This window comes from Paenibacillus sediminis, assembly GCF_017873765.1.
Lineage (GTDB): Bacteria > Bacillota > Bacilli > Paenibacillales > Paenibacillaceae > Paenibacillus_AG > Paenibacillus_AG sediminis.
Window position 1 is genome coordinate 55,594 of the sequence record NZ_JAGGKP010000006.1, and the last position, 12,827, is coordinate 68,420.

Consider the following 12,827-nt stretch of genomic DNA (forward strand, 5'->3'; position numbering starts at 1 on the left):
TTAACATCCGATTTGACTGGCAATGACCATCCGCTGAACCTCTGAAGTTCCTTCTCCAATTTCTAAAAGCTTGGCATCCCGGAAGAATCGCTCCACCTCGTACTCCCGTATGTAGCCGTATCCTCCATGAATTTGGACAGCTTGATCACAGACTCTCATACACATTTCGGAGGCGAACAATTTAGCCATCGCCGCTTCCTTCTTGAATTTTCCGCCTTGGTCTTTGAGCCATGCCGCCTTATATACCATGTTGCGGGCGATTTCAATATTCATCGCCATGTCGGCCAATTTAAACTGAATTGCCTGAAAGGAAGATAAGCTCTTCCCGAATTGTTTTCTTTGCTTGGCATACGCGAGCGATTTCTCATACGCCCCTTGAGCGATGCCGACAGCCATCGCGCCAATTCCGATTCTTCCTCCGTCTAACGTTGCTAGAAACTGTTTGTAGCCGCTGCCCTGGGTTCCGAGCAGATTTTCTCTAGGTATTCGCACTTGATCGAGTACCAGCTCTGTTGTATTGGAAGCATGAAGTCCCATTTTCTCATAGTTATTGATCACCGAAAAACCATGCGCATCGGTAGGCACGATAAAAGCACTTATGCCATTCGTTCCATTGGAGGGATCTGTTACGGCGGTCAGAGTTAGATTATGAGCGTAACTGCCATTCGTAATAAAACATTTCGAGCCGGTAATGACCCACTCACCTCCGTCTAGGACAGCCGTTGTTCGGGTTCCGCCCGCATCTGATCCAGCATCCGGTTCAGTCAGTCCGAAAGCGCCTAAGTATTCACCTTTACAAATGGGAGTTAAATATTTGACCTTTTGTTCTTCCGTTCCGAATAAATGAATGGGTGCTCCCCCTAACGAAATATGCGCAGAGTAGGTGATGCCCGTCGAAGCGCAAACTCGGCTTAACTCCTCTACAACAATCGCAAAGCTAATCGTATCAGCTTCTCCGCCTCCATACCGTTCAGGGAAAGGAAGACCCATTAACCCAAGTTCCGCAAGCTTCTCAAATACTTCCTTAGGAAAATCGCCCGTTCGGTCTCTTTGGGAAGCCCCGGGGGCAACTTCCGAGTCTGCAAAATCATGGATCAAATTTCTAATCATCAACTGCTCTTCTGTTAAATCGAAATGCAATATCTCCGCCACCTTTCTTATTAAGACTTAGAGAAATTCACGGCAACTACGTCCCCCATTTCAATTTCTAAACGCATCAAGTTAGATGCGTAGCACTTCCCGAGATTATCCATTCTGAGCGATGCAGACCCACCGCCGCTTAATGCCTTCTTGCACACAAAATTGATCGCTTTGATGTTAGGCATTAAATAACGAGTCACCTCACCCTTCACCCATCCTGTAAAATGCGCTTTTACTCTCTCGGTTGTTACTTCGTTGATCAGCAGTTCATAGACATCCTCATTTGGAGCAAACAAAGCGATGTTCACTGTGTTCCCTTTATCGCCTGAACGTGCCTGCACAATATTACGAAGCTGTATCTTGGCCATTATTACACCTCCATAACGGTCACACGAACACCGCTGTCAATGATGTCACGCGGAACAAGACATGACCACATCCCAAGCAGCTCGCGCGGCTTCATCATCCCTAGAAAACCGCCCATGGAAGGAGGACCGCTTAGCATAAGCGGGGGGAATAGCCTGCCAAGCTTAGCTGCATCTTCCCTATTACGGGTCCTTACCGCTATACGCAAATACACTTCATTTAATTCCTCCTCAGGCAATTTCGACAGCGGTCCGTGCAATGAGTTGTATCCCATATAATCAGTCTGAATTTCTTCATACTGAAGTCCCATTTGCTGTAATTGCCTGCGAATGATTTGATCCGCGTTCTGTGCCTTCGCCAGAGCGTCTGGCCACGAATACCCGCAAATCGCCTGTCCCATGAAGCCGTCCGCATATCCCATGACGACTTTGAGCATATTCGTTGGTTTCTTGCCGCGAGCACCCGTAACACGTACCTGATTCGGAGCAATATCCTCTAATCGAACTTCAGTCATATCGAGCACGATGTCCGGCGTCATATAAGCAGACGGATCATGAATCTCGTAAAGCAGCTGTTCCTTAACCGTGTCGATGGACACAAGACCTCCGGTTCCTTCGGTCTTCGTCAGCACGAACTCCCCATCCTCACTTACTTCTGCTACCGGAAACCCGATCTGATCTAAATCTTCAATCGACTGCCAATCTCCGCTGAAATTGCCTCCCGTCGATTGTCCAGAGCACTCCATTAAATGACCCATGAGTATCCCTTGCGCGAGCCGGTCCCACTCATCCTGTTCCCAGCCAAATTCATAAATAAGAGGAGCTAGGAACAGAGCAGAATCGGTGACTCGTCCTGTAATCACGATGTCAGCTCCTTCGCGCAGCGCTTCCACGATGGGACCACTGCCTAAATATGCATTGGCAAATAAGATCCGATCTTGAATCGATTCAATATCCCTTCCATCTTCCATATGAGCCAGCCATATCCCATCTTGTCGCCATTCCTCTAAACGATCCAGAACATCGTCACCTGTAACTACAGCTACTTTAAGACCCTCGATGCCAAGTTCACGAACGATACGCAGTACCTCCTGCTGAGCTCCAAGTGGATTCATTCCCCCGGCATTCGTCAGAAGCTTAATACCCTTCTCTTTGATGACAGGAAGCAGCTCCCGTATCGTTACGCTAATATCTGCTGTGTATCCCTTACTCGGGTCTTTCTTACGGTCTTTTTGCAAAATAGCCAGCGTGAGCTCAGCAAGACAATCGAAACAGATATACTGTATATTCCCTTTCTGCGCTGTTTCGATTGCAGGTAAAATGGAATCACCATAGAATCCTTGCCCTGCTCCAATCCGTATCTTTTTCATGTTATCCCCCTTAGACCTACATATTTCGGCGGTACTGTCCTCCCACTTCGTATAAAGCCGTCGTAATCTGTCCAAGGGAAGCCACTTTAACGGTCTCCATTAGCTCTTCGAAAATGTTGCCGTCCTGTAAAGCAACCTGTTTCAGCCTAGCAAGGGCAGCCCCGCATTCATCCTGATGCTTCGACCAAAATGCTTGAACATTCGTAATCTGAGTCTGCTTCTCTTCCTCCGTCGATCTTGCCAGCTCAATTTCGTATGCATTCTCGTTCGCATTCGGATTGATGAATGTGTTCACCCCGATAATAGGCAATTCTCCAGAGTGCTTCTTATGCTCATAGTAGAGCGATTCCTCTTGAATTTTTCCGCGTTGGTAGCCCGTCTCCATCGCTCCCAGCACGCCCCCGCGATCGTGAATGCGCTGGAATTCAGCTAATACACTTTCCTCAACCAGGTCGGTCAGCTCATCGATCATGAAGGAGCCTTGAAGCGGATTTTCGTTCTTGGCGAGGCCGAGTTCCTTGTTAATAATCATTTGAATAGCCATGGCTCTACGGACGGAATTTTCTGTCGGAGTCGTAATCGCTTCATCAAAAGCGTTCGTGTGTAAGGAGTTGCAGTTGTCATAAATCGCGATTAATGCCTGCAATGTTGTGCGGATATCGTTGAAGTCCATCTCCTGCGCATGCAAGGAGCGGCCCGAGGTTTGGATATGGTACTTCAGCTTCTGGCTTCGTTCATTTCCGCCGTACTTGTTCTTGATGACGGTAGACCAAATGCGACGTGCCACTCGGCCCATGACGGTATATTCAGGATCTAGACCGTTACTGAAGAAAAAGGAAAGATTGGGTGCAAAATCATCAATATGCATCCCGCGGCTTAAATAGTATTCAACGAACGTAAATCCATTCGCTAAGGTAAAGGCTAATTGGGAGATGGGATTAGCTCCCGCTTCGGCGATATGATAGCCGCTGATGCTGACAGAATAATAGTTGCGAACCTTGTGATCGATAAAATACTGCTGAATATCCCCCATCATTTTCAAGGCGAATTCAGTCGAGAAAATACACGTATTCTGCCCTTGATCCTCCTTGAGAATATCGGCTTGAACCGTGCCGCGCACCGTTTGCAGCGTATAGCATTTGATTTGCTCATATTCGCCCTGATCTAGCTGCCGTCCGCTCTTCTCGATGAACTTCAGGGTCTGCTGATCGATAGCCGTATTCATGAACATGGCTAACATGATCGGCGCAGGACCATTGATGGTCATCGATACACTGGTAGATGGATGGCACAGGTCAAAGCCCGCATACAGCTTCTTCATGTCATCGAGCGAACACACACTTACACCGCTGTTCCCGATTTTCCCATAAATGTCTGGGCGCTCATCCGGGTCATGACCATATAATGTGACACTGTCAAAGGCAGTAGACAGTCGCTTAGCATCATCATTTTGGGACAAGTAATGGAACCTTCGATTCGTTCGATCTGGCGTGCCCTCTCCGGCAAATTGACGTCTCGGCTCTTCATTCGTCCGCTTGAACGGGAACACACCCGCCGTATATGGGAAGGTACCTGGTAAATTCTCTTTCAGCAGCCAGCGTAAAATTTCCCCATCATCCTCAAATGCCGGCACGCTGACACGCGGAATTTTATTGCCAGAGAGCGACTCCGTATACAGTTCAGTAATCATTTCCTTATCACGAACTTTCGTAATGAGCTGATCCTGTTTATATGCTTCGCGGAGCTTTGGCCATGCTTCCAGCATTTTGCGGCAGTCAGGATGCAGCTTGGCTTCATAGCAGGCGGACATTTCGTCTAGCTTAGCAGTAAAATGGTCAGCCTCCTCCTTAGACATGATTGTTCCATCATCCGATAAAATAAGCTGCTTGGTTCCACTTAATTGCGATAGCGTGCGAGCAATCGCCGCTTGTTCTAAGGTAAACTTCTTGTACTCGCGAACAGTCTGTACGATTTCTCCCAAATATCCAGTTCTGCTCGGCGGGATGATCAGGTCTTTCTTCGTCACATTCTGTATGGCCCCATCATAAGAAGTCGGCCAGCTGCCCCCTGTTTTCTGCTCCACCATCTTCATCAAATTGGCGAACAATACATTCGTTCCCGGATCATTAAACTGACTGGCGATCGTCCCGAATACCGGCAATTCCTCATCTGGAACATCGAACAACTGACGGCTGCGTCTAAATTGCTTGCGTACATCGCGCAGCGCATCTTCAGATCCACGGCGGTCGAATTTATTGATTACGATGACGTCCGCGAAATCGATCATATCGATTTTCTCGAGCTGCGTCGCTGCGCCAAATTCACTGGTCATCACGTACATCGCGATATCGCACAGCTCAACAATTTTAGAATCACCCTGACCGATGCCGCTCGTTTCGATAATGGCCAAGTCATAACCGGCCGCTTTAACGATATCGACAGCATCCTTCGTGGCATAGCTCAGCTCCGTCTTCGATCCCCGCGTGGCTAAGCTGCGCATATAGACACGAGGATTGTGAATCGCATTCATTCGGATGCGGTCTCCTAGCAAAGCTCCTCCTGTCTTCATCTTAGAAGGATCGATAGAAATAATAGCAATGAAGCGGTCTGGAAATTGATTGAGATAACGCCGAACTAATTCGTCAGTTAATGAGCTTTTACCCGATCCGCCCGTTCCTGTGATCCCTATGACAGGGATTACTGCCGCTCCCGCTTCTGCTTGCAGCTGCTTCAATAGAGCTGAAATAGGGTCACCCGAGCCAGCCTCAACCACACTTTCTTCCACAAGGGTAATCAGCTGCGAAATAACACCCCAATTTTTGCTCTGAATGACTGCCAATGCATCTTCCATCCGCTGCTTTGGCGTCTCGAAATCCGATTCCCGAATCATATGGTTGATCATCCCTTGAAGTCCCAGCTCGCGTCCATCATCTGGTGAGAAGATCTTGGCAATACCGTATTCATGTAATTCCTTAATTTCAGAGGGAATAATGACGCCTCCGCCGCCGGCGAAGATCTTAATGTGAACCGCTCCCTGTTGCTGAAGCAAATCATACATGTACTTTAAATACTCGACATGGCCGCCTTGATATGTGCTAATGGCGATTCCCTGCACATCCTCTTGAATAGCCGCATTTACAATCTCATCGACAGACCTGTTATGTCCAAGATGTATAACTTCTACGCCAGATGCCTGAAGCATGCGCCTCATCATATTGATCGATACATCATGACCATCGAACAGAGCGGCCGCCGTAACAAAACGTACTTTACAAACTGGACGATAACTTTTCGTCTCCAACATTCATCCCGCCTTTTACAATCGAATACTAATCCTTTAGCAAATGGTTCGAGATCACTAATCTTTGAATTTCATTTGTTCCTTCATAGATTTGCGTCGCTTTCGCATCACGAAACAGCCTCTCTACTGGATATTCTCTTGAGTAGCCGTAGCCGCCATGGATCTGAACTGCCTCAGTGGCTGCATGCATGGCCGTATCGGTACTATAAAGTTTAGCTATAGAAGCTTCTTTCGTGCATTTGATTCCTCTCATTCGCAAATCAGCAGCTTGATAGACAAGAAGCCTTGCCGCTTCCACTTGTGTGGCCATATCGGCCAATTTGAATGCGATCGCCTGATTCGCCGAAATGGGTCTACCGAATTGCTGACGAACCTTCGCATATTGAATGGAATGCTCTAGTGCCGCTTCAGAAATGCCCAGCGCCTGGGCAGCAATTCCGATACGCCCTACGTCAAGGTTGCCAAGAGCAATCTTGAACCCTTCTCCTTCAGCACCAAGTAAATTGTATGCGGGCACTTCAGCATTTTCGAAGATTAACTGCGTTGTGCCAGAGCCATGGAGCCCCATCTTCTTTTCCTTTTTACCTATAGTAAATCCAGGGGTGTCCTTATCTACAATAAAAGCGGAGATCCCTCTTCTTCCTTGGGCTATGTCCGTTACAGCGAACGTAATAAACACATCTGCGTATTCTCCGCTCGTGATAAACATTTTCGAGCCGTTCAGAATGTAGTGATCTCCTCGTCTCACGGCAGATGTACTAATACTGCCTGAATCCGAGCCGGAGTTAGGTTCAGTAAGCGCAAACGCGCCAATGTACTCGCCAGAAGTTAGCTTGGGGATATACTTTTTCTTCTGCTCATCGCTGCCGAAATAAAGGATTGGGTTCGTTCCGAGCGAGGTATGCACTGACAAAATCACGCCAACAGCAGCACTTACTTTAGAAATTTCATGAATCGCGATGATATAAGATATAAAATCGCTGCCTGCCCCTCCCCATTCCTCTGCAATTGGAATACCCATGAGCCCATTCGCACCCATTTTCCGGATGATATCAACAGGGTATTCGTCATTCTCCTCCATCTTTTCAATAAAAGGCGCAATCTCCCGCTCAGCAAAGTCACGTACCATTCTGCGAATCATTTGTTGTTCCTCTGTGAAGTGCAGACTCACCGCGGTTCCTCCTCTCAGCCTTTATTCATAGATGTAGAAGCCGCGTCCGGATTTTCGTCCGAGCCAGCCTGCTTTGACATATTTGCGAAGCAAAGGGCAAGGGCGGTACTTGGAATCACCGAGTCCGTCATGGAGCACTTCCATAATGTAAAGGCATGTGTCGAGACCAATAAAATCCGCCAGCGTTAAAGGCCCCATCGGGTGATTCATCCCGAGCTTCATCACTTCATCCACCGCTTCCGGAGCCGCGACTCCTTCATAAATGCAATAAATGGCCTCATTGATCATCGGCATCAAGACGCGATTCGATACGAAGCCTGGAAAGTCATTGACCTCTACCGGCGTCTTGCCCATTCGTTTCGACAGGTCTTCCACCGCCTTATATGTCTCAGCAGTAGTAGCCAATCCCCTGATGACCTCGATCAACTGCATCACTGGCACGGGATTCATAAAATGCATGCCAATCACTTTGTCAGGTCGCTTCGTGACAGCGGCGATCTCTGTAATTGGCAAAGAGGAAGTGTTGCTCGCCAAGATCGCATGAGGAGGAGTGATCTCATCTAATTTCCTAAACACATCCGATTTCATTTCGATATTTTCGATGACTGCCTCCAAGGCAAAATCGACATCTCTGGCATTCGTCAAATCAGTAGACAAAGTAATCCGGCTGATGATCTCATCCATTTGCTCTTTACTTTTGCGGCCCTTTTCCACGTCGCGAGACAGATTTTTCTTGATGGCTGTGAACCCTTTTTCTACAAATTCAGGTTTAATGTCATTTAGAATAACGTGCAATCCGGCTCCTGCCGCTACCTGAGCTATTCCGCTCCCCATTTGTCCTGCTCCGACAACGATTACCCTTTCAATAGTCACGATTTCCCCTCCCTTTTTGACAATACTCGTCTATGGTTCATATGAATTTGTTAGTTTACTTTAACTAAAATGGCATCCCCTTGCGCAGCCCCGCTGCATATTGCAGCAATTCCGAGTCCACCGCCGCGGCGGCGAAGTTCGTAAATAAGGGTCATCAATATACGAGCGCCGCTCGCTCCGATCGGGTGACCGAGAGCAATAGCCCCGCCGTTGACATTGACCTTTTCGGGATTCCAGCCAATGATTTTGCCGCTCGTCAGCGTGACCGCTGCAAATGCTTCGTTGATTTCGAATAAATCAATATCCTTTATAGAATAGCCCGTTTTCTTGAGTAGCTTTTGGATCGCTAGGCCTGGAGTGACGGCAAGATAAGGAGCTTCCATTCCGACTGAGCAATGTCCGATAACGGCAGCCAGCGGTTCTTTCCCGAGTTCACGTGCCTTATTGTCAGACATGAGCAAGAGTGCGCCTGACCCATCATTTACACCGGGTGCATTCCCTGCTGTAACGGTCCCATTCTGAGTGAAAACAGGAGGCAATTTAGCAAGAGCTGCTAAGCTCGAATCCTTCCTTGGGGCTTCGTCAGTCTCCACAACAACGGGGTCCCCTTTACGCTGCGGGATCATGACGGGTACGATTTCTTCCTTAAATTTACCTTCCTCTGTCGCTCGAATTGCTCTCTCATGACTTCGCAAAGCCCACGTATCCTGATCGGCACGGGAGATTTCATATTCGGCCGCAATGGTGCTGCCATGAACCGCCATATGAACATTCTCGAAGGCACAAGTCAGACCGTCGTGCACCATGAGGTCCTTCATGACGGCATCGCCCATTCGATTACCCCATCTAGCCGAGGGCATAGCGTAAGGGGCATTGCTCATACTTTCCATGCCGCCTGCTACGATCATTTCAGCGTCTCCTGCTCGGATAATTTGGTCAGCCAATGTAACAGCCCTGAGTCCTGAAGCGCATACTTTATTAATCGTCTCTGTTGTGACCTCCCACGGCAGACCTGCGAGGCGTGCAGCTTGGCGAGACGGAATCTGTCCGGCACCCGCTTGCACGACCATTCCCATGATGACTTCGTCTATTTGGGATGAATCAACTCCCGCACGGGCAACCGCCTCACGAATGGCAATCCCTCCTAGCTCGGCTGCCTGCAATTCCTTTAAGGCCCCTCCGAATTTGCCAAAAGGAGTTCTTGCCGCGCTGACAATTATGGTATGAGTCATCATTTCAACCTCCTAATAACGAAGCATTTTAATAGATCCTAGTATCTGCGCCATAGCTCTCGATCTTTTGTTTAACGCTCTGCAGGAACCGACCGCACACAAGGCCGTCCAGAATCCGATGGTCTAAAGAAAGGCAAATATTCATCATATCCCGAATCGCAATCATGTTATGGATGACAACAGGCTGCTTCTGAATCGCTTCAACGCTTAGAATGGCTGCCTGCGGCTGATTAATAATCGGCGCGGAGAGAACAGAACCGAAAGAGCCGGTGTTATTGACCGTGAAGGTTCCTCCCGTCATATCATCCATCGTCAGCTTGCCTTCCCTGCTCTTCTTCGCTAAATAATCCACTGTCTTCGCCAGTCCTAGGATGTTCTTCTGGTCAGCGTCTTTAATGACTGGAACGAAGAGCGCATCATCTGTCGCTACAGCGATCGAGATGTGTATCGCCTTCTTCACGATGATGTGATCGCCTGCCCACTGGGAGTTCATCATCGGAAATTCCTTAATGGCCTCTACAACTGCTTTGATGAAAAAAGGCATATAAGTAAGGTTGATTCCTTCTCTTTTCTTAAAATCGTCCTTTATCTTATTCCGATATTGCACCAAATTCGTTACATCGCACGGGATCATCATCCATGCATGAGGAGCTTCATGTTTGCTTTGAACCATTCGGTTCGCAATGGTCTTCCGAACCGCAGACACTGGAATGATCTGGTCTTCCTGACTTACCTCGAATTGACTTGCCTTGAATGATTTTGCTGGAAGTTTAGGAGCGGTGTCATCCGATTGCGCTGGTATCCTTACCGAAGGCTCTGATACCCTTATCGAAGCCTCTGCTTCTTGCACACTCGCCGTCACAAACTGCCGTCTGCCTTCCACGATGTCCAAAATATCACTTCGGGTAATCCGCCCTCCGGCTCCCGTTCCTTGCACCATAGATAAATCAATGCTGTGGTCTTGTGCCAGCTTTAATACAGCAGGCGAAAACCGCTGCTTAGCTCCGTCAAGGACTGATGCTGAATCTGAGGCTGAGGGGACTGCTGCTTGAACCACCTGCTGAGCAGAGCTTGACAGCTCCTCTCCTTCAGACGCGATATAGCAAATCAAGCTTCCTACAGGAACCGTTTCGCCTTCTTGAACGATGATCTCTGTTATCGTTCCACTGAGCGTAGACGGCACTTCCGCAACTACTTTGTCTGTCGATATTTCACAGATGGGGTCGTACTTTTGTACTCGATCCCCCGCCTTAACCAGCCACTTGGAGAGAGTCCCTTCCGTTACGCTTTCCCCAAGCTGGGGCATGACCATTTGTTCAGCCATGTGTACCTCCTTACAGACTAATTAATATTGGGTTAATTAATATTCGGCTAATTCCTTCATCGCCTCATACACTTTGTCTGGGCTCAGCATGAAGAACTTTTCCATGATTCCGTTATAGGGAATCGCAGGCACGTCAGGGCCGCAAAGGCGTTTGATCGGTGCATCCAGCTCGAACAGACATTCCTCCGCGATAACCGCCGACACCTCAGCGCCAACGCCTCCCTCTTTATTGTCCTCATGTACAATGAGCACTTTGCCAGTCCTCCGTGCCGCTTCCACAATCGACTCTTTATCAAGTGGATAAAGTGTTCGCAAATCTAAAATATGAGCGCTGTACCCGTCCTCTTGCGCAAGCTTTTCAGCTGCTTGCAGAGCAAAATGCAGGGTCAGTCCATAACTGATGACCGTAATGTGTTTTCCTTGGCGTTTGACATCCGCTTTGCCGATCGGAACGACGTATTCTGTATCTGGCACTTCCCCTTTAATTAAGCGGTAGCAGCGCTTATGTTCGAAGAACAGAACAGGATCTTCATCGCGAATCGCTGAAATTAACAATCCTTTTACGTCATACGGAGTCGAAGGCGCAACCACTTTAAGGCCGGGAATATTGCAGAACATCGCTTCCACGCTTTGCGAATGATAGAGCGCGCCATGAATACCGCCGCCATAAGGGGCACGAATGACGAGCGGGCAGTTCCAATCTCCATTTGAGCGGTAGCGCATTTTGGCGGCTTCACTGACAATCTGGTTCACCGCAGGCATAATAAAATCTGCAAACTGAATCTCCGCTACGGGTCTGAACCCATAAGCCGCAGCCCCTACAGCAACACCCGCAATCGCCGACTCCGCAAGCGGTGTATCGAGCACGCGCGCTTCCCCAAACTGTTCATAAAGCCCTTGCGTCGCCTTAAATACCCCGCCTTTGAAGCCTACATCTTCTCCGAGTACAAATACTTTAGAATCCCGTGACATTTCCTCACGGAGAGCTGAATTCACCGCATCAATATATGAAATAACCGCCATTATATTTCCTCCTTATTCCGCATACACGTGCTTTAGCAGATCTTCCGGCGCTGCAGACGGAGCGTTCTCCGCATAGACCATCGCCTCATCCACTTCCTTGGCGATCCAGTCACGAATCTCCTTATCCGCCAATTCATCCAGAACTCCGGCTTCCTTCAAATAATGGCCAAAGAGAAGAATAGGATCTTTCTTCTTGTCTTCCTCTACTTCGCCCTTCGGACGATAAAGCCGATCATCATCATCTGAGGAATGCGGAGTAAACCGGAAACAACGGGCTTCAATTAATGTCGGTCCTTCCCCTCTTCTCGCTCTTTCTACCGCTTCTCTCATGGCCTTATATACTTCCAGCGGATCACCGCCGTCGACACTAATTCCAGGAATCCCGTATGCGGCCGCCCGATCTGCAACGCTTTTAACAGCCACCTGCTTGGAATACGGTACTGAAATGGCATATTTATTATTCTCGCAGAAGAAGATCACGGGCAGCTTGTATACGCTTGCAAAATTAGCCGCTTCATGAAAATCGCCTTGGTTACTCGATCCTTCACCAAATGAGGTGAACACGACAAGATCCTTTCCTTCCATTCTTCCCGCAAGAGCTATCCCAACAGCATGGGGGACTTGGGTCGTTACTGGACTTGATCCCGTTAGAATCCGATATTTCTTACTTCCAAAATGCCCCGGCATCTGCCGCCCGCCGCTGTTCGGATCTTCTGCTCTCGCAAATGCATTCATCATCAAATCCCGAGCTGACATCCCGAACGGAATGACAACCCCCATGTCTCGGTAATAAGGACACAGAAAATCTTTATTTTTATCCAAAGCATACGCAGCCCCTACTTGAGCCGCTTCATGTCCTTGGCAAGAGATAACAAAAGGAATTTTACCCGCACGATTCAGGAGCCACATCCGTTCGTCGATTTTCCTTGCCAGCAACATATCGCGATACATGCCAAGCACCTGCCGCTCCGATAAACCTAAAGTCTCGTGCTTGTTAACTGTTGATTTCCCCATCGCATTAACCTCCT

Annotated in this window: 10 protein-coding genes; all 10 read right to left on the reverse strand. The window is 48.4% G+C overall.

Annotation, left to right across the window (positions count from 1 at the left end):
• Genes J2Z20_RS12320 through J2Z20_RS12365 form a run of 10 tightly spaced genes read right to left on the reverse strand, consistent with a single transcriptional unit; the run spans position 1 to position 12,813 of the window.
• On the reverse strand, positions 1–1,140 hold the full coding sequence (locus tag J2Z20_RS12320; protein ID WP_209850495.1) for an acyl-CoA dehydrogenase: 1,140 nt from the start codon (positions 1,138–1,140) through the stop codon (positions 1–3).
• Positions 1,141–1,160: 20 nt separating this feature from the next.
• The gene (locus tag J2Z20_RS12325) at positions 1,161–1,508 is read right to left on the reverse strand and encodes an AtuA-related protein (protein WP_209850497.1); all 348 of its coding nucleotides are present in this window, start codon (positions 1,506–1,508) and stop codon (positions 1,161–1,163) included.
• Between the two features lie 2 nt (positions 1,509–1,510).
• The gene (locus J2Z20_RS12330; RefSeq protein ID WP_209850500.1) at positions 1,511–2,875 is read right to left on the reverse strand and encodes an acyclic terpene utilization AtuA family protein; all 1,365 of its coding nucleotides are present in this window, start codon (positions 2,873–2,875) and stop codon (positions 1,511–1,513) included.
• A gap of 16 nt (positions 2,876–2,891) precedes the next feature.
• A complete protein-coding gene (gene icmF, locus J2Z20_RS12335; protein ID WP_209850502.1) occupies positions 2,892–6,176 on the reverse strand; it encodes a fused isobutyryl-CoA mutase/GTPase IcmF in 3,285 nt (1,094 codons plus the stop codon).
• A 28-nt stretch (positions 6,177–6,204) separates the two neighbouring features.
• Positions 6,205–7,341, reverse strand: coding sequence for an acyl-CoA dehydrogenase (locus tag J2Z20_RS12340; RefSeq protein ID WP_280921763.1), 1,137 nt, complete (start codon positions 7,339–7,341; stop codon positions 6,205–6,207).
• 27 nt (positions 7,342–7,368) lie between these two features.
• Positions 7,369–8,220: a 3-hydroxybutyryl-CoA dehydrogenase gene (locus J2Z20_RS12345; protein ID WP_209850506.1), complete on the reverse strand. Its 852-nt coding sequence runs from the start codon at positions 8,218–8,220 to the stop codon at positions 7,369–7,371.
• Between the two features lie 50 nt (positions 8,221–8,270).
• Positions 8,271–9,452 (reverse strand): acetyl-CoA C-acetyltransferase, encoded by a 1,182-nt coding sequence (locus J2Z20_RS12350; RefSeq protein ID WP_209850508.1) that lies wholly within the window; start codon positions 9,450–9,452, stop codon positions 8,271–8,273.
• 28 nt (positions 9,453–9,480) lie between these two features.
• Entirely contained in the window at positions 9,481–10,776 is a 1,296-nt protein-coding gene (locus J2Z20_RS12355; protein ID WP_209850509.1) for a dihydrolipoamide acetyltransferase family protein, read from the reverse strand.
• A 36-nt stretch (positions 10,777–10,812) separates the two neighbouring features.
• Positions 10,813–11,799: an alpha-ketoacid dehydrogenase subunit beta gene (locus J2Z20_RS12360; protein ID WP_209850511.1), complete on the reverse strand. Its 987-nt coding sequence runs from the start codon at positions 11,797–11,799 to the stop codon at positions 10,813–10,815.
• Positions 11,800–11,811: 12 nt separating this feature from the next.
• On the reverse strand, positions 11,812–12,813 hold the full coding sequence (locus tag J2Z20_RS12365; protein ID WP_209850513.1) for a thiamine pyrophosphate-dependent dehydrogenase E1 component subunit alpha: 1,002 nt from the start codon (positions 12,811–12,813) through the stop codon (positions 11,812–11,814).
• Positions 12,814–12,827 lie beyond the last annotated feature (14 nt).